This window comes from Sulfitobacter sp. M13 (genome assembly GCF_053474885.1).
Map to the genome: position 1 here is coordinate 673,540 of NZ_CM130281.1, position 22,652 is coordinate 696,191.

24 protein-coding genes are annotated in these 22,652 nt (G+C 61.0%); 7 read left to right on the plus strand and 17 right to left on the minus strand.

The genetic code is table 11. From position 1 onward, the window contains the following. Positions 1-96: 96 nt before the first annotated feature. Positions 97-588 (plus strand): RNA pyrophosphohydrolase, encoded by a 492-nt coding sequence (locus tag ACVBAU_RS03120; RefSeq protein WP_138924484.1) that lies wholly within the window; start codon positions 97-99, stop codon positions 586-588. 210 nt (positions 589-798) lie between these two features. Then, positions 799-1,683 (plus strand): formyltetrahydrofolate deformylase, encoded by an 885-nt coding sequence (purU, locus tag ACVBAU_RS03125; protein WP_138924483.1) that lies wholly within the window; start codon positions 799-801, stop codon positions 1,681-1,683. Positions 1,684-1,698: 15 nt separating this feature from the next. Here the strand turns inward: purU and ACVBAU_RS03130 are convergent, their stop codons facing one another. The 3 genes from ACVBAU_RS03130 to nth are packed head-to-tail and all read right to left on the minus strand — an operon-like array spanning position 1,699 to position 3,919. Further along, positions 1,699-2,289 (minus strand): GNAT family N-acetyltransferase, encoded by a 591-nt coding sequence (locus tag ACVBAU_RS03130; RefSeq protein WP_448327848.1) that lies wholly within the window; start codon positions 2,287-2,289, stop codon positions 1,699-1,701. Continuing rightward, entirely contained in the window at positions 2,289-3,278 is a 990-nt protein-coding gene (locus ACVBAU_RS03135; RefSeq protein WP_335744893.1) for an adenosine kinase, read from the minus strand. Before ACVBAU_RS03135 ends, ACVBAU_RS03130 begins: the two co-directional genes overlap by 1 nt. Then, on the minus strand, positions 3,275-3,919 hold the full coding sequence (nth, locus tag ACVBAU_RS03140) for an endonuclease III (protein WP_448327850.1): 645 nt from the start codon (positions 3,917-3,919) through the stop codon (positions 3,275-3,277). Before nth ends, ACVBAU_RS03135 begins: the two co-directional genes overlap by 4 nt. A gap of 139 nt (positions 3,920-4,058) precedes the next feature. On the opposite strand from nth, the gene ACVBAU_RS03145 reads away from it, so the two are divergent. Both ACVBAU_RS03145 and ACVBAU_RS03150 read left to right on the plus strand, forming a co-directional pair. After that, a complete protein-coding gene (locus ACVBAU_RS03145; RefSeq protein WP_138924479.1) occupies positions 4,059-4,952 on the plus strand; it encodes a methylated-DNA--[protein]-cysteine S-methyltransferase in 894 nt (297 codons plus the stop codon). Between the two features lie 128 nt (positions 4,953-5,080). After that, complete coding sequence (locus tag ACVBAU_RS03150) at positions 5,081-5,749, plus strand: OmpA family protein (RefSeq protein ID WP_138924478.1); 669 nt, start codon at positions 5,081-5,083, stop codon at positions 5,747-5,749. A gap of 94 nt (positions 5,750-5,843) precedes the next feature. Here the strand turns inward: ACVBAU_RS03150 and ACVBAU_RS03155 are convergent, their stop codons facing one another. Continuing rightward, positions 5,844-6,875: an NAD(P)/FAD-dependent oxidoreductase gene (locus ACVBAU_RS03155; protein ID WP_448327853.1), complete on the minus strand. Its 1,032-nt coding sequence runs from the start codon at positions 6,873-6,875 to the stop codon at positions 5,844-5,846. A gap of 59 nt (positions 6,876-6,934) precedes the next feature. On the opposite strand from ACVBAU_RS03155, the gene mnmD reads away from it, so the two are divergent. Beyond that, a complete protein-coding gene (mnmD, locus tag ACVBAU_RS03160) occupies positions 6,935-7,606 on the plus strand; it encodes a tRNA (5-methylaminomethyl-2-thiouridine)(34)-methyltransferase MnmD (RefSeq protein ID WP_448327855.1) in 672 nt (223 codons plus the stop codon). Next, on the plus strand, positions 7,603-8,511 hold the full coding sequence (locus tag ACVBAU_RS03165) for a DMT family transporter (protein ID WP_138924475.1): 909 nt from the start codon (positions 7,603-7,605) through the stop codon (positions 8,509-8,511). The genes mnmD and ACVBAU_RS03165 overlap by 4 nt, the downstream gene beginning before the upstream one ends. Here the strand turns inward: ACVBAU_RS03165 and ACVBAU_RS03170 are convergent. Then, the gene (locus ACVBAU_RS03170) at positions 8,467-10,431 is read right to left on the minus strand and encodes a lytic transglycosylase domain-containing protein (RefSeq protein ID WP_448327857.1); all 1,965 of its coding nucleotides are present in this window, start codon (positions 10,429-10,431) and stop codon (positions 8,467-8,469) included. The two genes, ACVBAU_RS03165 and ACVBAU_RS03170, sit on opposite strands and share 45 nt — an antisense overlap. A gap of 128 nt (positions 10,432-10,559) precedes the next feature. Here ACVBAU_RS03170 and dapA point away from each other — a divergent pair, with 128 nt between their 5' ends. Continuing rightward, positions 10,560-11,435, plus strand: coding sequence for a 4-hydroxy-tetrahydrodipicolinate synthase (gene dapA / locus ACVBAU_RS03175; protein WP_138924473.1), 876 nt, complete (start codon positions 10,560-10,562; stop codon positions 11,433-11,435). 161 nt (positions 11,436-11,596) lie between these two features. Here the strand turns inward: dapA and ACVBAU_RS03180 are convergent, their stop codons facing one another. The 12 genes from ACVBAU_RS03180 to ACVBAU_RS03235 form a co-directional block, all read right to left on the minus strand. Continuing rightward, positions 11,597-11,854, minus strand: a complete 258-nt coding sequence (locus ACVBAU_RS03180) for a glycine zipper 2TM domain-containing protein (RefSeq protein ID WP_171048944.1) — start codon at positions 11,852-11,854, stop codon at positions 11,597-11,599. Between the two features lie 96 nt (positions 11,855-11,950). After that, positions 11,951-13,348, minus strand: a complete 1,398-nt coding sequence (locus ACVBAU_RS03185; protein ID WP_138924472.1) for an aminotransferase family protein — start codon at positions 13,346-13,348, stop codon at positions 11,951-11,953. Between the two features lie 270 nt (positions 13,349-13,618). Next, complete coding sequence (locus tag ACVBAU_RS03190) at positions 13,619-15,793, minus strand: DEAD/DEAH box helicase (protein WP_448327861.1); 2,175 nt, start codon at positions 15,791-15,793, stop codon at positions 13,619-13,621. A gap of 164 nt (positions 15,794-15,957) precedes the next feature. Further along, positions 15,958-17,526 carry a gamma-glutamyltransferase gene (locus ACVBAU_RS03195; protein ID WP_448327863.1) on the minus strand — a complete coding sequence of 523 codons (1,569 nt, stop codon included), beginning with the start codon at positions 17,524-17,526 and terminating at the stop codon, positions 15,958-15,960. Between the two features lie 85 nt (positions 17,527-17,611). After that, complete coding sequence (locus ACVBAU_RS03200; RefSeq protein WP_093731520.1) at positions 17,612-18,232, minus strand: CHAP domain-containing protein; 621 nt, start codon at positions 18,230-18,232, stop codon at positions 17,612-17,614. Positions 18,233-18,364: 132 nt separating this feature from the next. Then, a complete protein-coding gene (gene ureG, locus ACVBAU_RS03205; RefSeq protein ID WP_138924469.1) occupies positions 18,365-18,994 on the minus strand; it encodes an urease accessory protein UreG in 630 nt (209 codons plus the stop codon). Then, positions 18,991-19,626, minus strand: a complete 636-nt coding sequence (locus tag ACVBAU_RS03210; protein ID WP_448328899.1) for an urease accessory protein UreF — start codon at positions 19,624-19,626, stop codon at positions 18,991-18,993. Before ACVBAU_RS03210 ends, ureG begins: the two co-directional genes overlap by 4 nt. Positions 19,627-19,638: 12 nt before the next feature. Continuing rightward, positions 19,639-20,091, minus strand: a complete 453-nt coding sequence (locus ACVBAU_RS03215; RefSeq protein ID WP_323803310.1) for an urease accessory protein UreE — start codon at positions 20,089-20,091, stop codon at positions 19,639-19,641. A 9-nt stretch (positions 20,092-20,100) separates the two neighbouring features. Further along, a complete protein-coding gene (gene ureC / locus ACVBAU_RS03220) occupies positions 20,101-21,810 on the minus strand; it encodes an urease subunit alpha (RefSeq protein ID WP_448327866.1) in 1,710 nt (569 codons plus the stop codon). Positions 21,811-21,834: 24 nt separating this feature from the next. After that, entirely contained in the window at positions 21,835-22,140 is a 306-nt protein-coding gene (locus ACVBAU_RS03225; protein ID WP_335744884.1) for an urease subunit beta, read from the minus strand. After that, complete coding sequence (locus tag ACVBAU_RS03230; RefSeq protein WP_138924464.1) at positions 22,137-22,322, minus strand: DUF6732 family protein; 186 nt, start codon at positions 22,320-22,322, stop codon at positions 22,137-22,139. The genes ACVBAU_RS03225 and ACVBAU_RS03230 overlap by 4 nt, the downstream gene beginning before the upstream one ends. A gap of 27 nt (positions 22,323-22,349) precedes the next feature. Next, positions 22,350-22,652 carry an urease subunit gamma gene (locus ACVBAU_RS03235; protein WP_005851167.1) on the minus strand — a complete coding sequence of 101 codons (303 nt, stop codon included), beginning with the start codon at positions 22,650-22,652 and terminating at the stop codon, positions 22,350-22,352.

Genomic DNA, 22,652 nt, shown 5'->3' on the forward strand with positions numbered 1-22,652 from the left:
GTCCTGTCACGCACAACGCTGCGTAAGCCAATATACATGGCTGCGGGATTCGTGCTAACGCCCGTGGGACTTCTCTTGCCGCGAAAGGCCCCTGACATGACGCCAGACGAAATCGCCCAACTGCCCTATCGCCCCTGTGTCGGGGTCATGCTGGTCAATGCCGACGGGCACGTGTTTGTCGGGCAGCGTCGGGACCGCGATCAGGACGCATGGCAGATGCCACAAGGTGGCGTCGAAAAGGGTGAACACGCCGAAGTCGCCGCCCTGCGCGAGCTGGAGGAAGAAACCGGCATCCCCCCAAGCTCTGTCACAGTGGTGGCACAGACCGAGGGATGGCTGCCGTATGACCTGCCGGTCGATCTGGTGCCCAACATCTGGAAAGGCCAGTTCCGCGGGCAAGAGCAGAAATGGTTCCTGCTACGCTTTCACGGGTCGGACGACGAGATCAACCTTGATACCGAACATCCCGAATTTTCTGACTGGCGCTGGCTGCCGGTGCACGATCTGGTCGACAACATCGTACCCTTCAAGCGCGAGGTCTATACCGCCGTGGTCAACGCTTTTGCAGACCATTTCGCGAACGCCTGACACACGGGCGCGCGACGTTCGACTTTTGCCCGATTGCGTAGCGGATATGGTCCAATGTGCATGATCGGAAACCGATTGCGTTGATTTGGCGGGTACCACTGTCGGTCGTTCCCTTTTTTGCGCATCGCGAACTTGACGGGGCAGGGACAGATAGGAAACAGGTGGCTATCGGCGCGCGACGTCGGACCGTCTAGCCACAGGATACACCCGATGAAGACATATGCCCTGACCGTGAAATGCCCCTCTGCGCGTGGGGTCGTCGCGGCGATCGCGAATTATCTGGCCGATCAAGACTGCAACATCTCTGACAGCTCTCAGTTCGACGACAAGGAAACCGGCGGTTTCTTCATGCGCGTCAGCTTTGAAAGCGAGGCCGACGTTGATCTGGCGACGCTCTCGGACGGCTTTGCCGATGCGGCGCGGCCCTTTGACATGGCCTATGAGTTCCACGACGAGGCGGTAAAGATGAAAGTCGTCATCATGGTCTCGCGCTTTGGGCATTGCCTGAATGACCTGCTGTACCGCTGGCGCATCGGCGCGCTGCCGATTGATATCGTCGCGGTGGTGTCCAACCATATGGAGTATCAAAAGGTCGTCGTGAACAACGACATCCCGTTCCACTGCATCAAGGTCACGCCAGAAAACAAGGCCGACGCCGAAGCGCGGATCATGGCGGTGGTCGAAGACGCGGGGGCCGAGCTGATTGTGCTGGCGCGTTACATGCAAATCCTGTCGGACGAGATGTGCCAAAAGATGTCGGGGCGGATCATCAATATCCACCACTCGTTCCTGCCCAGTTTCAAGGGGGCGAACCCCTATAAGCAGGCGTTCCAACGCGGGGTAAAGCTGATCGGGGCGACGTCGCATTACGTGACCGCCGATCTCGACGAAGGGCCGATCATCGAGCAGGACATCGTGCGCGTCACCCATGCGCAATCTGCCGAAGACTATGTTTCGCTCGGGCGAGATGTCGAAAGTCAGGTGTTGGCGCGGGCAATCCACGCGCATATCCACCGGCGCGTGTTTGTGAATGGCAACAAGACGGTGGTCTTTCCTGCCTCGCCGGGGTCCTACGCCTCTGAACGGATGGGGTGATCGGCGCGGGGGGCGCTAGCCGATAGTCGGCACATGCGCCCCTGCATCCTTGTCCAGCAGATCGATCAAGCGCGGATCATCCGCGACCTCGACCTGCCGTTTGAACGGGGCAAACCCGCTGCGGATATAAAAGGACAGTGCCTGCGGACTGTCGAGCGTGCAGGTATGCAGATGAAACCGCGAGATCGGCCGCGCCCAGGCGGTACGGATCGCGTGGTTCATCAGATAGCGCCCTGCACCCGACCCGATCAGCGCGGGCGTTAGGCCAAAATAAGCCAGCTCGCAGGTGCCGTCGGCGGTGAACTTGAGCTCGAGCAGCGCCTCGTCACGACCGTCTTTCGTCAGCGTGAAAAACTGCGTGTCCGCGTCCGACAAAAGCGCCTGCAATTCGGCGTCGGTTTTTGTGAGACGTCCGAACCACAGCCAGTCCTTACCGACACGGCGAAAGATATCACGGTACCAGTCCAGCGTTGGTGTCAGCGCGCGCAAGGTCAGGCCCTCGGGGGCGGGGACATCGCGCAAGGGCGCGGCCTCGCGCATCTCAAGATGCGTGACGACCATCGCCAGCTTGCCAAGCGGTACGTCGTGGTATCCGTCCGTCAGCATCAGACCAGCCCTTGCTCTTTGAACAGGGCCATCATCGAGGTTTGCGGGCGCGGGCCAATGTGGCTGATGACCTCGGCCGCGCAGATGTTGCCCATCTTGCCGCATGTCTCGAGGTCACGACCCGTGGCCATGCCATAGAGGAATCCTGCCGCGAATTGATCGCCCGCGCCGGTGGCATCGACTGGCACGACCTTTTCGACGGGCACATCAACGCGTTCCTCGCCGCGCATCAGCGTGACCCCGTCGCCCGAGCGGGTGCAGACCACCAGCGGGCAAATCGCGGCCGTTTTGGCCAGAGCGACTTCGGTATCGTCGGTTTCCCACAGGGCGCGGAGTTCGGCTTCGTTGCCGATGACATAGCCCAAATCGTTTTCGATCAGCGCAAGAAAGTCATCCCGGTGGCGTTCCACGCAGAAGGGGTCGGAAATAGCGATCCCCGCCATGCCGCCCCCCGCCGTCGCCGCCCGCGCCGCTTCGCGGAATGCGGTTTTGCCGGCGTCGTGGTCAAAAAGGTAGCCCTCGAGGAACATCAGCTTGGCCTTGGACGTCACCGCCTGCGGTACGTCGTCCGGGGTAAGCCCCGTCGAGATGCCAAGATAGGTGTTCAACGAGCGTTCCCCATCCGGGGTCACAAAGATCATGCAGCGCGAGGTTGGGTTCTCGCCCTCGGCCACAGGGGCGTTGACAAAATCGATGCCGATGTCGGTCATCGCTTTGGCATAGAACTGGCCCAGTTCATCATCGCGGACCCGCCCGATAAAGGCCGTGGACAGGCCAAGCGCACCGATGCCCGCGATGGTATTGGCGACCGACCCGCCTGGGGTCTGCAGTCGGTCCTGCATCGTGGCATAAAGGCTTTCGGCGCGGTCACGCTCTACCAGTTGCATGATGCCTTTTTCGATGCCGTTGTCGTTCAGAAACGTGTCATCCGCATGCGAGATCACATCGACAACGGCGTTGCCGATGCCAACCACTTCGTATTGGGTCATTCGGTTTTTTCCTCATAGGGGCAAAGGTCACGGATGATGCAGGTTCTGCACAAAGGTTTGCGTGCTTTGCAATGGTATCGCCCGTGCAGGATCATCCAGTGGTGGGCATGGTGTTGGAAATCAACGGGAATATTGTCTTCGATGGCGCGCTCTACCGCGTCCACGGTTTTGCCGGGCGCGATCAGGGTGCGGTTGCCAACGCGAAAGATATGCGTGTCGACCGCTTGGGCCGGATACTGCCACCACATGTTCAGCACGACATTCGCCGTCTTGCGGCCCACACCCGGCAGCGATTGTAGCGCCGCACGGCTGTTGGGCACGACCCCGTCATAGTCATCCACCAGAAGCTGGCTGAGCTTCATGACGTTTTTGGCTTTTTGGCGGAACAGGCCGATAGATTTGATATGTTCGGTCAACCCGTCCAGCCCGAGGTCCAGCATCTGCTGTGGATGCTCGACGATCTCGAACAGGGATTTCGTGGCCTTGTTCACCCCCGCATCCGTCGCCTGCGCGCTCAGCGCGACAGCGACCAGCAACGTATAGACGTTGGTGTGATCCAGCTCGCCTTTTGGCTCCGCCTCGGCGTTCTGAAAGCGGGTGAAAATCTCGCGGATCGTGTGATAATCAAGGGTTTTGGCCATGCGCCAAGGTATGCGTGGTTTCGCCCCCTAGGGCAAGCCGCGCAGGGCGATTTTCGCGCGGTCGCTGCGGTAGATGGTGCCGGCCATTAGGCGCATGTTTCGGGTCGCGCGCGCGCGGGCCCTGCCGTAGTCTGCGTGCATGACACATACGCAACCCCAGCCCCAGACACCCGCCCCCGATGAAGCCGCCACCGCAGGCGACAGCGCCTACCATTACGGCGTAATGCGGCGGGCGATTGATCTGATAGACGCCGCCGCCGATCCGCTGGCGTTGGACCAGATTGCTGGCGAAATGGGGATGAGCCCGGCCCATTTTCAGCGGCTTTTTTCGCAGTGGGTGGGCGTGTCGCCCAAACGCTATCAGCAATACCTGATGCTGGATCACGCCAAATCACTGCTGCGCGATCGCTTTACCACGCTGGACACGGCGCATGAGCTGGGGCTGTCCGGTTCGGGTCGCTTGCACGATATGTTCCTGCGATGGGAGGCGATGAGCCCCGGTGATTTTGCCCGTAAGGGTGAGGGGCTTGTGATATCGTGGGGGTGGTTCGACAGCCCCTTTGGCCCTGCGCTGGTCATGGGCACGCCACGGGGAATATGCGGGCTCGCCTTTTCGGCAGAAATGGGCACCGACGCCGCGATGGAGGATTTGTGCCGCCGCTGGCCGGGGGCGCGTTTTTGCGAAGATCCGGCACTGCTTCAGGACTGGGTGCAGATTGCATTCGGCGTGCAGGGGGGCGGGGCAGAGAAGGCTCCGATGTATCTGATCGGCGCGCCGTTCCAGATCAAAGTGTGGGAGGCGCTGCTGGCGATCCCGTCGGGCCATGTCACCACCTATTCCGAGATCGCCCAAACAATTGGCACGCCCAAAGCGGTGCGGGCCGTGGGCACAGCGGTGGGGCGCAACCCGATCAGCTGGCTGATCCCCTGCCACCGCGCCTTGCGCAAATCCGGCGGCTTGGGAGGCTATCACTGGGGATTGCCGGTCAAGCGTGTCATGCTGGCGTTTGAATCTGCCCGCGCTGATGCCTGACAGGCCGTCGGCGGGTTGCTGCCTATGCACATAATCCTGCCGGTTCAACGGGAACAAAGGCTGGTGTAAGGCGTTATGTGAAGATTGCCTCGCCCGAACGGGGCCACAACTTAAAGGCAGAATAAGATATGACATTTTCGAAAACCTCCATTGCTGTAGCTCTGACAAGCGTTCTGGCGCTGGCTGCTTGTGAACCCGGTCCGATTGGTGGCAACCCCAACGACCCGAACGCCAACACACGTAACGGTGCGCTGATCGGTGCAGGTACCGGTGCCGTGATCGGCGCGCTGTCCAAAGGTGACGGCAACCGCGCACAAGGCGCGTTGGCCGGTGCGGTTGCGGGCGGTGCATTGGGCGCTGGCTATGGCTATTCGCTGGACAAGCAAGAGGCCGACCTGCGCCGTCAGCTGGATTCCGACGTCATCATCACCAACACTGGTGACCGCCTGATTGTGACCCTGCCACAGGACATTCTGTTCGCGACAGACAGCACGCAGGTTCAGTCCGGCATGCAGAACGACTTGGCCGCCTTGGCACGCAACGTGAACGTGTACAGCAACTCCACGCTGCAAGTCATCGGTCACACCGACAGCGATGGCCAAGCGTCCTATAATCAGCAACTGTCCGAAGGCCGTGCGCGCGCCGTCGCAAACGTGCTGGTGTCGAATGGCGTCCCAGGCAGCCGTATCCGGTCTGTGGGCCGCGGTGAAAGCCAGCCGGTTGCAAGCAACTTGAACGCAGCCGGCAAATCACAAAACCGCCGCGTTGAGATCGTGATCCTGCCAAACGCTGGCTAAGCTTTGGCGTCACTCATCTGAAAGGGCCTCGGCATATGCCGGGGCCCTTTTGCGTTTCAGCTGCGGTGAAAAATGGTGGGACACTGCGTCAGGGTCAAAGATTGTCTTCGACGCGAAACCCGTCAGGGATGATATCGCGCCCTTCCAGCATCAGATCAGCCATGACGTGAGCCACCTTAGGGGCCATGCCGAACCCGATCTTGAACCCGCCATTGGCTACGAAATGGCCGGGTTTGTCGGGCAAGCCGCCCAACATCGGGGCACGACTACGGCTGCGCGGGCGCACACCGGCCCAGCGGGTGATGACCGGCGCATCGCGTAAGACGGGCACCGCAGCACGCGCCGCCGCAATCACATCATCAAGCTGTGCATCGGTCTGATCGGGCGTGGTATAGTTCCGCTCGGTGGTCGACCCTATGGCGACAGTGCCGTCGCTATGCGGGATCATATGCACGCCCCCTGCAAAAAGCTGCGGCAGGCCGCCTGCGTCATACCGCAACAGCGCTGCCTGACCTTTGACACCAGCGCCCACAAGGCGCGTGTGATTGGCGGTCATCTGCTCTAGCCCGACGACGCCTGTTGCCCACAGCACCTGTCCGCGATCCGCACCCTCGGCCTGTACAGTCACGCCCTTGGCCGCCAGTGCCCGCACCAGCGCGTCACAGGCGCGGCGGGGGTGGATCAGGCCGCTGAGCGTGTCGTAGATCAACCAGCCGGTCGGGCTGTCGGGCTGCCATTCTGTATCAGTCGCGCGGATCACGGACCATGTGGCCTGACCTTGCCACAGCGCCTTGGCCGTTTCGGTCCGCTGCTGCGCCAGTGCCAGTGCTGCGTCATCCGCGACGGGTTGTAGTCGCCCCTTGCGGGCATAACCCGCGATGCCACCGCCCTCTTGTTCAACCTCTTGCCAGAAGCCTTCAGCCATCAGCAAACTGTCGCGTTGAAAGGCTTTCTTGGCGTTCCAGTTCTCGGGCACATGCGGGGCCAGCGCGCCGACGATGCCGCCGCTGCTGCCTGCAGCTGGCCCGTTAGGGTCAACGATCTGCACCGTAGCCCCGCGTTGCACGCAGGCCCATGCCACCGACAGGCCGAATATCCCCGCGCCGCGTATCGTGATTTCGGCCATTGCCAATCCTTGCCCTTTTTGCGCAGTGTTCGGCAAAGCCCATAGCACAAGGCCATCCCATGGAGAACCAGACAGCTGAGATTGAATGGAAAGACAGCGGCGTTCCGGTGTCCTCGAAATTCGATGATCCGTACTTCAGTCTTGATAACGGGGTAGAGGAAACTCAGCATGTCTTTATCGAGGGCAACGATCTGGCCAACCGCTTCCGCGACGGGTTCCGCATCGCAGAGTTGGGGTTCGGGACAGGGCTGAATTTTCTCGTGGCCTGGGACGCATGGGTGCGCAACGGCGCGAAAGGCGCGCTGCATTTCACCTCGTTCGAAGCCTTCCCGCTGTCGTCCGAAGATATGGCGCAAGCGCATCAGTCTTTTCCCGATTTCGACGGCAAGCGTGACGCGTTGCTTGCCGCGTGGTCACCCAAGGGCGGAGAGATGCGCTTTGGCGATGTGGTGCTGACTGTGGTTATTGGCGATGCGCGACGCGCGGTGCCGGCATGGGGCGGTCTGGCGGATGCATGGTTCCTTGACGGGTTCTCCCCCGCCAAAAACCCCGAGCTGTGGGAGCCGGACCTGCTGCATGATGTGGCGCGTCACACGGCACCATTCGGGACCGCTGCGACCTATACTGCCGCCGGTGCGGTACGCCGAGCACTGGAAAGCGCGGGCTTCGCGGTGGAACGCACGACCGGCTATGGCCGCAAACGGCATATGACCCGCGCCGTGCGCGTATGAGCATGGCAACCAACCGCGCGGCTGCGTCGGCGCAGTCGAACAACATCCCGCTTGGCATCACCCTGATGGTGATCACGACCTTTGTCTTTGCAGTGCAGGACGGGCTGTCGCGGCATCTTGCGTCTGAATACAATGTGATGATGGTCGTGATGATCCGCTACTGGTTCTTTGCGGCCTTTGTGATTGCGCTGGCCAAACGCCATGCGGGTGGGCTGCGTGCTGCCGCACGGACCAGCCAGCCGGTGCTCCAGATCTTTCGCGGATTGCTGCTGGCGGCAGAGATTTGCGTGATGATTGTTGCCTTCACCATCCTTGGCCTTGTAGAAAGCCACGCGGTCTTTACCTGCTATCCGCTGCTGGTGGCCGCATTGTCCGGCCCCGTCTTGGGCGAGAGCGTCGGCTGGCGCAGGTGGGCGGCGATCGGGGTCGGCTTTATCGGGGTGCTGATCATTTTGCAGCCGGGGATGAACGTCTTTGACCCTGCCGCCGTGATCCCGCTGTTGGCCGCTGCGATGTTCGCGGTCTACGGGCTGCTGACGCGCTATGTCGGGCGTAAGGACAAAACCGCAACGAGCTTTTTCTGGACCGGCGTGACCGGTTCGGTGGCGATGACGGCCACCGGCATCTGGTATTGGGAGCCGATGATCGCCAGCGACTGGTTGATCATGGCCTGCCTGTGCATCACCGGCGTCACCGGGCACTGGCTGCTGATCCGCTGCTATGAAGTGGCTGAGGCCAGCGCCGTCCAGCCCTTTGCCTATTTGCAGCTGGTGTTTGCCGCGATCATCGGAATTTCGATCTTTGGCGAAACGGTACGCACCAATGTCGCCATCGGTGCGGCCTTGATCGTCGCAGCGGGGCTATTCACCTTTTGGCGCGAACGGCAAAAGGGTCGTGCCCGTTAGCTCCTCGGTAAAGGGTTGGGGCAGGGGGTCTTTGCCCATGCGTGCGCGGTAGACGGGGAGGCTTTCCGTCACCCGCATCACATAGTTCTGGGTTTCGCGGAACGGAATCATCTCGATCCAGTCGACGATATCAATGTCGCCTTCGCGCGGGTCGCCATAGGCGTCCATCCAGCGCGTCGGGCGCGAGGGGCCAGCGTTATACGCGGCAGAGACCATCACGACATTCCCGTTAAACCGCCCCGCCATCTGCGACAGATATTCGGACCCGAGCAAAGCGTTGTATTCCGGGTCGGCGGTCAGCCGGTCAGTGGTGTGTAAGGCGCTGATATCCAGATCGCGTGCGACATCCTTAGCCGTGGCGGGCATCAGCTGCATCAGGCCACGTGCGCCCACATGGCTTTGCACCACGGGGTCGAATTCACTTTCGCGGCGGGCAATGGCCAGTACCATTTCAGGTGCCATATTCAGGTCGAGCTTGATCGCGTCATGCAGCGCGTAATAGGGCCCTGCGATGGTGATGCCCCGCTGTGCCACGCGTTTGCCGATCATGACCGCCAAATGCGGCTGGCCCACATCCATTGCGGCCTGACCCAACAGCGTGGCGTCTTCAGTGATCAGCTGTTCTGCCAGATGGGTCCAGAACCGTTCCGCTGTCGACAGCTCGCCAGAGGCTTGCAGCAGCAATCCGGCCTGAAACAGCGGAGCCTGAGCGAGCGCGGATGAACGCCAGTCCTGTTCGGGGCGCGGTCCTGCAAGGCTGGTATCAAACGGCAGGTTGCCGCGTTCTGCGGCAAGCAAGCCATAGAACGACGATTGGAATTTGGCCCCTTGCGCATAGGCTTTGGCGGCACCTTCGGCATCGCCCATGGCCTCAAGCGCGCGGCCTTGCCAATAGCCTGCACGCCCTTGGCTGATGGGCGATTCAACCGCGCCATCATGGGCCTGAAAATGACCAAGTGCCAGCTTTGGATCCTTAAGGAAGCGCAGGGCGATATAGCCAGACAGCCATTCCAGATCAGCAAAGTGCGATCCTTCCGTCAGGAAGTGTTTCGATGCCATCTGATAGGCGCGGGCGGGATCACCAGTGCGCATTTCATTGCGGGCAAGGGCGCGGCGGCGGTTGGCCCATGCCGCGGGCTGGCCTAGGGCCGCGGCGCTGGTGGACTGCGACAGCATCAAATCCTTGGCGCTGTCGCTAAATCCTTTGCGGATGCGCCACTCGAACCGGTCGGCTTGCAGACCCGGATCGCTTTTTTTGCTGGCGGGCAGGGCTTCGATCAACGCGTTCACGTCGCCTTCGCGGTTCTGCAACGCAATACGAGTTTCAGCCAATGCCTTGCCGCCGTCGCTGACCAGATCGAACATCTGGCGGGCCTCGGCGTGTTCGCGCTGCCACAGCATCTCTTCCAGTCTGGCGGCGTGATGGTCCTTGAGCAGGGCGCCATGCGCCTCGATGAATTTTGCCTGTTCGTTCCCACTCATGGGGAGGGTACGCCAGGCGAGTACCAGCCGCGCCTGCGCCTCGCCCGAACGATCAGCGCGGACCAGTGCGGCCGCATGGGCCAGCACCGCATCGGGGGTCTGGGGGCCTTGTGACGTAAAGAAATCCAGCACCGCTTTGTCGCCTTCGCGTAGGACGGCGTCTTCGGATTGTCTGCGCAAATAAGCCTCGCCCGGCCAATCGGGGCGGCGCTTGAGAAAGTCGGTCACTTCGGCATAGGTGCCGCGTCCCGACCTCAGACGATGCCATTCGATAATATCTACCGCCACGGCCCCGTCGCGCCGCGCGATCAGCGCCGCGTTGTCCCAACTGCCCGAACGCATTGCATCCATCGCCCAGCCAAGCGGGCGGGGCCGTTCCGCATATGCCGGAACGGAGAGGGCAAAAACCATCGTCAGCGTCGCCAAGGCGCGTCTCATCACTTGCAATTCCTACTGGTCAAAGGCTACAGCCTTGCAACATACGTCACGGCGCGAGGGTTTCAACTCACCTTGCCGCTATCAGCAATTGGGCGCTTGCCCAGCAACGCAAGAATAGGAGCGTGCATATGCTACAAGGTTCACTACCTGCACTCGTCACGCCGTTCACGGACGGCGCGCTGGATCTGGACACGCTCAAGAAGCTGGTTGAGTGGCACATCGCCGAAGGATCGAACGGGCTGGTGCCTGTCGGAACCACAGGTGAATCGCCCACCCTGACCCATGCCGAGCATGAAACTGTCGTCGCAGAAGTTGTTAAAGCCGCCGCAGGGCGTATCCCTGTCGTTGCAGGTGCCGGTTCGAACAATACCACCGAGAGCATCCGTCTGGCCAAGCACGCTGAAAGCGTTGGCGCGGATGCGGTTCTGGTTGTCACACCCTATTACAACAAGCCGACCCAAGCCGGACTGATTGCGCATTTCACCGCGATCCACGAAGCCTGCGGTCTGCCGATCATCATCTACAACATCCCCGGCCGGTCAGTCGTTGATATGCTGCCCGAAACCATGGCCGAGCTTTCCAAGCTGCCGCGCATCATCGGTGTCAAGGATGCCACCGGCGATCTGGCGCGGGTCTGTGACCAGCGGATGCTGTGCGGGCCGGATTTTGTCCAGCTCTCGGGCGAGGACGCCACGGCGCACGGGTTCAACGCCCAAGGCGGCGTCGGCTGTATCTCGGTCACAGCGAATGTGGCACCCAAACTGCTGAGCCAGATGCAGGCGTTCTGCCTTGCGGGGGATTATGCGTCGGCGCTGAAAATTCAAGACCAGCTGATGCCATTGCACACCGCGATCTTTACAGAGCCGGGGCTGGTCGGCGTGAAATACGCCATGGCACGTCTTGGCTTGTGCTCGGACGAGGTCCGCTTGCCATTGGTACCGCTGACGGATGCGACCAAAGCGCTGGTGGATCGCGGACTAAAGCATGCTGGCCTCATCGACTAGAGCACGTGACATTTTAAGACATGACCCATGACGGGGCGGCATCGAGCCGCCCTTTTTAATTGGACGTTAGCGTTCTGCATTCCGCCCGCGAGACATAAAAAAAGGCCCCGGCAAATTGCCGAGGCCTAATTTGAATATCTGCCTTCGGGAGCAGAAAAGGCTTATGGGCAAGCAGCCGTGTAACGCTGACCTGCAGAGTTCTGATACACACACTGGCCGTTTTTGCCGCGACCAAGGTATGCACCTGCAGCAGCACCAGCGAGGCCACCGATAATGGCGCCTTTGGTTTTGTCATCTCCGCCGGAAACGGAAGCACCCAGTGCAGCACCAGCGGCAGCGCCGGTGATAGAAGTTTGGGTCTGCGTTTCGCACGCGGCGAGTGCGCCAACCATAGGCAGGACCAAAAGTAGCTTTTTCATATTATACTCCATACTAGCTTCGGTACTTAACGTCATGGAACGGGTATGGTTCCAGCAAGAATAAATTAATCGGCGACAAAGTGCCTAGGCAGTTGATTATTTGCTGCCAAACACACGTCCCATTGCACCATCCACTGCCGCAATGATCTGATCGATGTCGTCTTTTTGCGCGATCAACGCAGGGCTGAAGCAAAGGGTGTTGTTCTTGCCGGGTACCGACCGGTTGGTCGCCCCAATAATCACACCTTGGGCCATACAATCGGCCACCACGGCTTGTATCTGCGCTTCGACCACTGGCACGCGGGTGCTGCGGTCCTGCACCAGCTCTGCACCAAGGAACAGACCCTTGCCGCGCACCTGCCCGATGGCATCGTATTTGTCCGACAGCTCTTCGAGCTCTTCGAGCATATATTGCCCCATGTCGCAGGTGTTTTGCAGCAGGTTTTCGCGCTCTATGATGGCCATGTTTTCAATCGCGGCGGTGGGGCCTGCGGTACAGCCGCCAAACGTCGAGATGTCGCGGAAATAGTTCATCGGATCGCTGGCGTCGTCCTTGAACAGGTTGAACACCTCTTCGGTTGTCACAAGGCAGGCGATCGCCGCATAGCCCGACGCGACGCCTTTGGCCATTGTGACCATATCCGGCTGGACGCCAAAGTGCTGATAGCCGAACCATTCGCCGGTACGCCCGATACCACAGACGACTTCGTCGATGTGCAGCAGAACGTCATATTTGCGGCAGATTTCCTGCACGCGTTCCCAATAGCCGTCCGGAGGCGTGATAACACCGCCGCCCGCTGTAACGGGTTCAAGGCAGAGCCCGCCCACGGTATCGGGGCCTTCGGCAAGGATGATTTTCTCGATCTGGTCGGCTGCCCAAATGCCGTAGTTATCCTCGGGGGCGCCGTCCTGTTCGAACTTGCGATACTCAAGACAATGGGGCACGCGGACGAAGCCGTCGGTAAACGGGCCGTATTGCGCGTTCCGTTCGTCCTGACCGCCTGCAGACAGGCAAGCGATGGTCGTGCCGTGGTAATCACGGTCGCGATAGAGAATCTTGTGCTTCTTGCCGCCATAGCGTTTGTGGGCGATCTGGCGGATCATCTTAAAGGCTTTCTCGTTCGCCTCAGAGCCGGAGTTGCAGTAGTAGAGACGGCTCATGCCCGGCATCTTAGCGATCAGCTTTTCCGCAAAGATCGATCCCGGAATGGACCCGGCAGAGCCCGCGAAATAGTTCAGCTTGATCAGCTGGTCGCGTACCGCATTGGCGATGCTTTCGCGGCCATAGCCGACGTTGACCGTCCAGACGCCACCGGACACAGCGTCCAGATGCTCTTTGCCCTTTTGATCCCAGACACGCATGCCCTTGCCTTCAACGATGATGCGCGGGTCGGTGGTTTCATAGGCTTTATGCTGGCTGAGGTGATGCCAGATGTGCGCGCGATCTGCCTCGACCACACGGGAGATATCGTTTTCGCTAAATGTACCATCCATGTGCGTGACCTTTCCGAGGTTGGGATTGGGACGGGTGGCAAAGCACCCTGTTTCTAACGGCCCGTACGCAGGCGTCCTGCGCCAGTTTCGGTCCCTATGCAGTGATTGTTAGGAGCAACGTCCCCCTCTGAAAAGCAAAAACCTGCCCCGCAGGGGAGCTTTGGGGGGGTGACGCTCGCAAAAGGGGCTGGAATTGATTAAAATTCCAGCCTCTAAGCATTTGATTGATCTATATTTCCCCGGTTCTAAGCGGGGCGTGCGCTTATGCGCTTATTTCGGGCGAAAGCTCGACTTGCCGCGCTTGGGGGATGCGTCGCCACCGGCGGGTTTGCCCGCAGGCTTTCCACCCTTGGGCTTGGCACCCACTTTGCCCGGAGGGACAAAGCGTTTCGACGGGTCAGCGGCACGCGCCTTGAACGGCTTGTCGCCCGCAGGTTTGCTGTCGCCAGCCGCGCGATCCGCCGGCTTGTCTTTTTTCCAGACAGCTTTGGCCTTGGGCTTGTCAAAGCTGTCGGGCTTGCCCGCAGACTTTGGTTTCGGTGCGGCACCGGGCTTCATTGGTGTCCGTTCGGTCTTGTGCGACTTGGGCGGGCGTTCACCTTTGGGGGCCTTTGGCTTGTCAAACTTGGGCTTGTCGCCGCGCGGTTTGTCGAACCCTTTGTCGGGGCGTGGCCCGCGTGGCTTGTCATAAGAGACCGAGGCCTCTTCGGTGCCCGCCGCACGCGGTTTGCGCGGTGCGCTTGGCGCGTCGGGATCGAAAGGTGCACGGTCCGGACGCGGGCCGCGATCCGGGCGCGCGTTGTCATCAAAGCGGGAACCGCCACGCTGGGGTTTCGGGCCGCGGCCGCCGGGCTTGGGCCCGCGCGACAGATCAGGAGCCTTGTCGAGCTTGGTCACAACAGCGCCGTCTTCGACTTTCATGTCGGGGCCAAGTGCGTTGGTGAATTTATCGGCTGACGTCGCGAGGATTTCGACAAAGGTATGGCTTGGCTGCACACGGATCGCGCCCACGTCATCCTTGGTAAGATCGCCCATGCGGCAGATCATCGGCAAGATCGTACGCGGTTCGGCTTCGTCGTTGCGCCCGATCGAGATCGAGAACCAGACCGACGGGCCAAAGTCGCCACGGGGGCGTTCATCGGCGGGGGTGCCGGGCTCTGCCAATTGCTCGGGCGCGGACTGGCGCGCACGATAAAGGTTCACAAAAGCGGTCGCGAGTTGCTCGGGGCTGAACTGCTCCACGAGGTTCGCAACAAAGCCCGTTGCATCATCGGGGATCGGGTTCGACCAAGCGGAGTCGGCCAGCAAGCGCTTTTCGTCTTCGGCGTTCACGTCTTCGGCGGAGGGCGGGTTGGCCCATTCGACTTTCAGCTTGGCACCACCAATCAGGCGGTTGGCTTTGCTGCGCAGCTTGGCAGGGACGATCAGTGCGGACACACCTTTGCGACCCGCACGGCCGGTACGGCCCGACCGGTGCAGCAATGTGTCAGAGTTTGACGGCAGATCAGCATGCACAACCAGTTCAAGGTTGGGCAAGTCGATGCCACGTGCGGCCACATCTGTCGCGATACAAACGCGGGCCCGTCCGTCGCGCAGCGCTTGCAGCGCGTTGGTCCGTTCAGACTGCGACAGCTCGCCCGACAGCGCCACGACCGAAAAGCCGCGGTTGGTAAAGCGGGTGGTCAGGCGCGCAACGGCGGCGCGGGTGTTGCAGAATACGATGGCGTTCTTTGCCTCGTAGTACCGCAGCACGTTGATGATGGCGTTTTCGGTATCACGCGGGTGCACGTTCAGCGCACGGTATTCGATATCGGAGTGCTGCTTTTGCTCGCCAACGGTTTCAACGCGCTGTGCGTCACGCTGGTAAGATTTCGCCAGCTTGGCAATCGCCGCGGGGACGGTGGCCGAGAACAACAGGGTGCGGCGCTCTTCCGGCGCTTCCGAGAGGATGTATTCCAGTTCCTCGCGGAAACCCAGATCCAGCATCTCGTCTGCTTCGTCCAGCACCACGGCGCGGATGTCGGACAGGTTAATGTTGTTGCGTTTGATGTGGTCGCACAGGCGGCCCGGTGTGGCGACGACGATATGCGCGCCACGGTCCAGTGCACGGCGTTCGGTGCGTGTGTCCATACCGCCAACGCAGGTGGTCACAACGGCACCGGCCTTGCCATAAAGCCATGTCAGTTCGCGGCTGACCTGCATGGCCAGTTCGCGTGTCGGTGCGATAACAAGCGCCAACGGCGCGCCCGCGTGGCCGAATTTTTCAGCGTCACCCAAAAGGGTTGGCGCGATGGCCAGGCCAAAGGCGACTGTTTTGCCCGACCCGGTTTGGGCCGATACCAAAAGGTCGGCTTCGACCAGATCGGGATTGGTGACCGCCTCTTGGACGGGAGTTAGCGAATCATAGCCTTGGGTGGCAAGCGCGTCTGCGATGGTTTGGATCAAGGGATTGTCCTGTCTGAGAAAATGTCGCGCTACAAATACGCGCGTCGCGGCAAAAGCGGATACGCCAGCCACGTGTTGCGCCCGTCCCTAGTCGGTTATGACGCGAATGTACATCTCTTTGTCAGGCGCACAGGTCAGAGCGGCTATGCTCCGCCGCCTTTCTTTCAGGCGCTGATCGCATCCCCCCACGCCGACATCACCTCTGTCGCGCCGGTGTTTTCATCACCCTTTCGGCCGACAGCAGAGGGGCAGGCGAAGTGATAGGGGAAGATCGTGCGCGGTGCAGTCACGACGTTTTCCAGCGTCTCTTTCAACGTCGCGATCACCTGAGGCGGGAGCGCCTGATCCGCGATGGTGATGTCGGCAAGGCTCATATCCGTGCGCGGTGCGTGAAAGGCGGTTTCCAGATCCATCCCGTAATCGAGCAGGAGCGACGTCAGCTCGACCACCGCGGGCATGATCTTGCGCCCGCCCGATGCGCCAAGCGCGAATTGCGATCCATCAGCGCGGTGCAGCAGGGTGGGGCACATATTGGCAAGGCAACGCTTGTTTGGCCCGAGCGAGTTAGGCTTGCCCTGTTCGGGGTCGAACCACATGATACCGTTGTTCATCAGGATGCCGGATTGCGGCAGCATCATCCGCGAGCCAAAGATCGACAGCAGCGTTTGCGTGACGGCGACCATATTGCCCGCTTCGTCCACGACGCTAAAGTGTGTGGTGCAGGACGGATCAGGTTCATGTTCGGTATCGCCCATCGTGTCATAACGTTCCTGATTGGCCTGCCGGATGGCGCGGTCATAGGCGATGAACGCATCGGCGTCGGGGGTGTCAGTGCCGGGCTGCCAAGCCGTCATAAGATCAAGTGCGCGGCGCATGGTGGGGCCTGCGGTCAGCGTCGGCGTGGCGATCACCTCGTGGTCGCGGTAGGTATAGTGCATCGCATCGACCAGTGTCGCCTGATATTGCGCCAGATCCTCGGCCGCATGGTGTCCGCCCGCCGCTTGCAAATCCGCGACAATCGACTGCGCCAGCGGCCCTTCGTAAAATGCACGCGGCCCGTCTGTCGCCACGGTGCGCAGCGATGCCGCAAGACGGCTCAGGTCGCATGTCGTCTCGCCCAAGGCGGTCCACCCCGAGGATTTCGGAAAGCCGTCTTCATCAAGGAAGGTCTCAGCCGAAGCAGGGAAGGGGGCGAGGTCTTTGGCCGATCCGCCCAGGATCAGCTGCGTGTACCAATCGACGGGCAGCCCCGCATCGGCAAGCTTGATCGCAGGGGCGAGCAGATCGGCCCAAGGTTTCGTGGCAAAGTGTTCATGCGCCAGCCCCATGCCCGCGACCTGACCGGGAATGGCAATCGCCTTGGCCCCGAAAACGTTGCGGTCGTCCAGCACGGAAGGCCACGGAAACAGATCGCTCGCCTTGCCACCGACGATTGGATAGTCGGCAACATCCAGCCCGATGGGGGATTTCATTCCGAACTCAATGACTTTGGCTGTCTTCTCGCCGGCCATACGCACGACCATAAAGCCGCCGCCACCCATACCGCTCATCCACGGCTCAGCCGCCCCAAGCGCAAAGGAGGTGGCAATGGCGGCATCCACCGCATTGCCGCCCTGCGCCATGACATCCGCCCCGACCTGAGCCGCCACACGGCTTTGCGACGCGACGATGCCTTTGCGGCTGCGGGTCGCGGGTTTGGTGATCTGCCAAGAGGCGTTTTGCTGCTGGGTCATTGGGGGCATCCTGTTATCTAGGTGTGCCTACCCAACGCCAGTGTCAGCAGATTTGCAACCATGAGGAGCGTTGCCGCCCCGCTGATTAGTTGCTTTGTGTCGGTGTCGCTGAAAATGCGAACACGGGGGCCTGGGCCATCTCGTTGGACGGGCCCTTTTTCGTGTTGGGATAGATAAACCCGTTGATAGGATAAACGCTGCCAAATGATCCAGCCTGGCTTTCCAACCGCACATCAGACCAGTCGTTGCGGGGCGACACGTCTTTGACGGTCATGGCCAGCGAGATCTTGTTGCGCTTCCAGTTGGCGTGATCAACCTTGATCTCGCGGGGGGAAACAACTTCGGAGACCACGGCGACATGGCCCATCGGGTTCCGGCGGGTGCCTTTGAACGCCATCACTGCGCCGACAGCGGGTTTTGTGCCGCGCTCGTAAAGGCCGTTGGCTTTGGCCCACCAAGTGTTGGCGTTGCCGCGGATTTGAACACCGCTGGCGTTGCGCGCGAAGGGTACGCACCAAACGCGCTGGCCTTTGGATTGCAGAACGCGAACTTCGCGGATCGCCATGGCGTGTAGGTCGGGGTTGATGCCCGCTTGGCTGATGGTTTGAACCTCAACCGGGCCGCGGGCACAGGCCGCTGTCAGCAGCAGGGCTGCGGACAGAATTGAAATACCGATTTTCGACGTCCACTGGCGTTTCACGCTCATTTATCTGTCCTGCTGCTCGTTTCACTCACCTTACTGTCCCAGTAAAGTCCGGCAGACATTCCGCGATTCTTGCCGAAAAACATAGTGCCGGGATTTTTTTGGGCAAAATTCCGCCACTATTATTGCAAATTGTTAATTTTCGGGAACCGGGCGGAGGCCACCAATCTTAACAATCAGGTCCAGCAGCGCTGCCACGCCCTTATCGTGTTTCATCTCTGCAAAGAGATAGGGCAGATCGCCGCGCATCCGTTTTGCATCACGATCCATCACCTCGAGCGACGCCCCCACATGCGGCGCGAGGTCTGTTTTATTGATGATCAGGATGTCTGACTTTGTAATCGCGGGCCCGCCTTTGCGCGGAATCTCTTCGCCTGCGGCTACATCGATCACGTAAAGCGTCACATCTGCCAGCTCGGGGCTGAAGGTCGCAGACAGGTTATCGCCGCCGGATTCGATCAGCACACAGTCCAGATCGGGATGGCGATCACGCATCCGCGCGATGGCGGCAAGATTGATCGAGGCATCTTCGCGAATGGCAGTATGTGGGCAGCCGCCGGTTTCGACACCGATGATCCGGTCTTGCGGCAGGACTTGAAGCCGCATGAGCGCTTCGGCGTCTTCTTGGGTGTAGATGTCGTTGGTGATGACGCCGATTGACCAATGGTCGCGCATGGCGCGGCACAGCGCGGCGGTCGTCGTGGTCTTGCCCGCGCCAACGGGGCCACCAATTCCAATGCGAAGCGGTCCATGGGGAGAGGTCATGTCTGGAACATCCTAGAGTAAAGCGTTTCATGTTGCATCGATGCGATATCAGCCAGAAAACAGGCGCTGCCGATATCGTCGACGGTTTGTGACAGGGCCAGTGTCACTGTTTGGTGGCACAAAGGGGCGAGCGCGGTGATCACCCGCTGCCCGTCCGTTTGCCCCAAAGGCACCGCACGGATCGCGGCCGAGACCAGCGCGCTGACAAAGGCATGCAGGAACAGGTTCGCGCCTTGCTCTACGGGCAAGCCCTGTGCTGTGCAGGCCGCACCAAAGGCAATGGGTAGGGTCAGGTCGGGCAAGTCATGCCGCCAGACGTCATTAACCACCCGTACGAAAGCCGCGCCCTGCTGGGTCATCTCGGTCAGTCGTTCCGACGATGGTGCCAGCGCGCGCGCCAGCGCATCCACCTCGTGCACCCCGTCGCCCGCAAAGCCAGCGTTCAGCAGGATCGCATCGGTCCGGCCTGCACCGTGGGCGATGATCTCTGCCAGCCAAGCCTGAAGGCTGGCCGCATCGTGAATAGTGCCATCCTGCACCGCCATCTCAAGCCCGTGGCTATAGCTGAATGCGCCGATGGGAAAGCTGGGCGACAGCCACTGGGCCAATGTGATCAGCGCTTGGGTCTGCATCGTCAAAGCGGCCTAATGCGCGTGGCTGTGGGTGCGCCCGTGGCCATAGGCACCGCCTTCGGGAATGAACGGTTCGGACACATCGCGCAGCGTCGCGCCGAGCTTGGTCAGCATGTCGCGGATCACGTGGTCGTTCTGGATCAACAGCCGACCCGGTTCAAGCTGGCAGGGGCAGTGCCGGTTGCCGATATGCCACGCCAGACGCACCAGATCGGCGCCGGTGATCTCGAGCAGGGCTTCGCGTGCGGCGATGACTTCGATGATCTGGCCGCCTTCGAGTTCGAACGCATCCCCGTGGTTCAGCGATTCCGTATGCGCCAGATCCACCAGAAAGCCGCGATTGTGACTGGTGAGCAACCGCTTGCGGCGTAAAAAGCGGTCGTCGTAGGTCAACACGCAGCTGTCATCCGCGTGGTCCCACTGGCCGTGGCGTTTGATCGTATGGGCGGGGGGGAGATCGGTCATCTTGGGGCCTCAGAACATGAAATAGCGTTGCGCCATGGGGACGGTTTCAGCGGGCGCGCAGGTTAGCAGCTCGCCATCTGCGCGAACTTCGTAGGTTTCGGGGTTTACCTCTACCTTGGGGGTGGCCGAGTTATGGATCAGATCGGATTTGCCGATGTTGCGGGTGTTTTGCACCGCGATGGTCTGTTTGCGCAGGCCAAGTCTGTCGCGCAGACCGTTCGATTGCGCGGCTTCCGAGATAAAGGTCACCGCACAATGCTGGAGCGCACTGCCATAGGCCCCGAACATCGGGCGGGTATAGACTGGTTGCGGCGTGGGGATCGACGCATTCGGGTCGCCCATCTGGGCCACGACGATCATGCCCGACATCAACACCATCTCAGGCTTCACCCCAAAGAAGGCGGGATTCCACAGCACCAGATCGGCTTTTTTGCCGACCTCTATCGAGCCGACCTCGCGGCTGACACCATGGGCGATTGCCGGATTGATCGTGTATTTCGCGATATATCGTTTGACGCGGAAATTGTCGTTGTCGCCGGTTTCTTCGGGCAAGCGCCCGCGCTGCTTGCGCATCTTGTCTGCGGTTTGCCACGTGCGGATCAGCACCTCGCCCACACGTCCCATGGCCTGGCTGTCGCTAGCGATGATCGAGAACGCGCCGATGTCATGCAGGATATCCTCGGCGGCAATCGTCTCGCGTCTAATCCGGCTTTCGGCAAAGGCGACGTCTTCGGGGATGGATTTATCGAGGTGGTGACAGACCATCAGCATGTCCAGATGCTCTTCGAGCGTGTTCACCGTAAACGGGCGCGTGGGGTTGGTCGATGACGGCAGCACGTGTTCTTCGCCGCAAATCTTGATGATGTCGGGGGCGTGGCCGCCGCCTGCGCCCTCGGTGTGGAAGGCATGGATCGTCCGGCCCTTAATCGCGCCGAGCGTATGTTCGACAAAGCCGGATTCATTCAACGTATCGGTGTGGATCATCACCTGCACGTCCATGTCGTCCGCGACCGACAGGCAGCAATCAATCGCGGCGGGGGTGGTGCCCCAATCTTCGTGCAGCTTCAGCGCACAGGCCCCGCCGTTCACCATTTCGATCAGGGCACCGGGCTGGCTTGCGTTGCCCTTGCCCGCGAGGCCGATATTCATCACCACGCCGTCCATCGCCTGCAACATGCGCCCGATATGCCATGGGCCGGGGGTGCAGGTGGTGGCGAGCGTGCCATGCGCAGGACCGGTGCCGCCGCCAAAGCAGGTGGTCACACCGGAATGGAGCGCGTCCTCCATTTGCTGGGGCGCGATAAAGTGGATGTGGCTGTCGAAACCGCCGGCGGTCAGGATGCGCCCTTCGCCGGCGATGATCTCGGTTCCTGGTCCGATGATGATGTCGACGTTGGGCTGGGTGTCGGGGTTGCCCGCCTTGCCAATCGCCGCGATGCGCCCGTCCTTCAGCGCCACATCCGCCTTGTAGATACCGGAGTGGTCGACGATCAGCGCGTTGGTAATCACGGTATCCACCGCACCATTCGCCCGCGTGACCTGCGACTGGCCCATGCCGTCACGGATCACCTTGCCGCCGCCGAACTTCACCTCTTCGCCATAGGTCGTCAGATCGCGTTCGACCTCGATGATCAGATCGGTGTCAGCCAGCCGTAGCCGGTCGCCCGTGGTGGGGCCGTACATCGCTGCATATTCAGAGCGGGGGAGTGTGGTGGTCATCGGTGTCTCTTTCCTCGAAGCGCCTTAGAGCGCGCCCATCACTTCAGCGTTGAACCCGTACACCTTGCGGTCACCGGCAAGCGCGATCAGATGCACCTCTCGGCGTTGACCGGGTTCAAAGCGCACGGCGGTGCCTGCGGCGATGTCCAGACGGTGGCCGCGTGCAGCGGTGCGGTCAAAATCAAGCGCGGGGTTGGTTTCGGCGAAATGATAATGGCTGCCGACCTGCACCGGACGGTCGCCGGTATTGGCGACCATCAGGGTGATGGCCGTGCGATCCGCGTTCAGGGTGATGTCCCCCGCGGCACAGAGCACTTCGCCGGGGATCATTGGCGCGCCTTGCGGGGGGCCTTGGTCCGCCCGCGCAGGGCGACGATCGCGGCGGTGGCGATGACGGCAAGGCCCATAAAGACAGGCATCCATTCAGCACCATGGGGGGCGATGTGCGCACCGGGGTGGGCAAGGGCCGGGCCGGCCAAAAGGGCGGCGGGCAGGATCATCAGATATTTCATAACGGGGGCCTTTCTTGCGAATGGGGTCTAGCGGATGGGGTTGTGCACGGTGACCAGCTTGGTCCCGTCGGGGAAAGTGGCTTCGACCTGCACGTCGTGGATCATCTCGGCGATGCCTTCCATACAGTCGTCGCGGGTGATGACTTGGGCACCGGCCTGCATCATCTCGGCCACGCTGCGGCCATCGCGTGCGCCTTCGACGACGGTATCGGTGATCAGGGCAATCGCTTCGGGGTGGTTCAGCTTGACGCCGCGGGCCAAGCGCTTGCGCGCGACTTCGGCCGCCATGGCGATCAGCAGTTTATCTTTTTCACGGGGGGTCAGCTGCAT

Bases quoted from the DNA above. Each gene is read 5' to 3' on its own strand.
- ACVBAU_RS03120 (WP_138924484.1), top strand. From the start codon at position 97: ATGACGCCAGACGAAATCGCCCAACTGCCCTATCGCCCCTGTGTCGGG.
- purU (WP_138924483.1), top strand. From the start codon at position 799: ATGAAGACATATGCCCTGACCGTGAAATGCCCCTCTGCGCGTGGGGTC.
- ACVBAU_RS03130 (WP_448327848.1), bottom strand. From the start codon at position 2,289: ATGCTGACGGACGGATACCACGACGTACCGCTTGGCAAGCTGGCGATG.
- ACVBAU_RS03135 (WP_335744893.1), bottom strand. From the start codon at position 3,278: ATGACCCAATACGAAGTGGTTGGCATCGGCAACGCCGTTGTCGATGTG.
- nth (WP_448327850.1), bottom strand. From the start codon at position 3,919: ATGGCCAAAACCCTTGATTATCACACGATCCGCGAGATTTTCACCCGC.
- ACVBAU_RS03145 (WP_138924479.1), top strand. From the start codon at position 4,059: ATGACACATACGCAACCCCAGCCCCAGACACCCGCCCCCGATGAAGCC.
- ACVBAU_RS03150 (WP_138924478.1), top strand. From the start codon at position 5,081: ATGACATTTTCGAAAACCTCCATTGCTGTAGCTCTGACAAGCGTTCTG.
- ACVBAU_RS03155 (WP_448327853.1), bottom strand. From the start codon at position 6,875: ATGGCCGAAATCACGATACGCGGCGCGGGGATATTCGGCCTGTCGGTG.
- mnmD (WP_448327855.1), top strand. From the start codon at position 6,935: ATGGAGAACCAGACAGCTGAGATTGAATGGAAAGACAGCGGCGTTCCG.
- ACVBAU_RS03165 (WP_138924475.1), top strand. From the start codon at position 7,603: ATGAGCATGGCAACCAACCGCGCGGCTGCGTCGGCGCAGTCGAACAAC.
- ACVBAU_RS03170 (WP_448327857.1), bottom strand. From the start codon at position 10,431: ATGAGACGCGCCTTGGCGACGCTGACGATGGTTTTTGCCCTCTCCGTT.
- dapA (WP_138924473.1), top strand. From the start codon at position 10,560: ATGCTACAAGGTTCACTACCTGCACTCGTCACGCCGTTCACGGACGGC.
- ACVBAU_RS03180 (WP_171048944.1), bottom strand. From the start codon at position 11,854: ATGAAAAAGCTACTTTTGGTCCTGCCTATGGTTGGCGCACTCGCCGCG.
- ACVBAU_RS03185 (WP_138924472.1), bottom strand. From the start codon at position 13,348: ATGGATGGTACATTTAGCGAAAACGATATCTCCCGTGTGGTCGAGGCA.
- ACVBAU_RS03195 (WP_448327863.1), bottom strand. From the start codon at position 17,526: ATGACCCAGCAGCAAAACGCCTCTTGGCAGATCACCAAACCCGCGACC.
- ACVBAU_RS03200 (WP_093731520.1), bottom strand. From the start codon at position 18,232: ATGAGCGTGAAACGCCAGTGGACGTCGAAAATCGGTATTTCAATTCTG.
- ureG (WP_138924469.1), bottom strand. From the start codon at position 18,994: ATGACCTCTCCCCATGGACCGCTTCGCATTGGAATTGGTGGCCCCGTT.
- ACVBAU_RS03210 (WP_448328899.1), bottom strand. From the start codon at position 19,626: ATGCAGACCCAAGCGCTGATCACATTGGCCCAGTGGCTGTCGCCCAGC.
- ACVBAU_RS03215 (WP_323803310.1), bottom strand. From the start codon at position 20,091: ATGACCGATCTCCCCCCCGCCCATACGATCAAACGCCACGGCCAGTGG.
- ureC (WP_448327866.1), bottom strand. From the start codon at position 21,810: ATGACCACCACACTCCCCCGCTCTGAATATGCAGCGATGTACGGCCCC.
- ACVBAU_RS03225 (WP_335744884.1), bottom strand. From the start codon at position 22,140: ATGATCCCCGGCGAAGTGCTCTGTGCCGCGGGGGACATCACCCTGAAC.
- ACVBAU_RS03230 (WP_138924464.1), bottom strand. From the start codon at position 22,322: ATGAAATATCTGATGATCCTGCCCGCCGCCCTTTTGGCCGGCCCGGCC.
- ACVBAU_RS03235 (WP_005851167.1), bottom strand. From the start codon at position 22,652: ATGCAGCTGACCCCCCGTGAAAAAGATAAACTGCTGATCGCCATGGCG.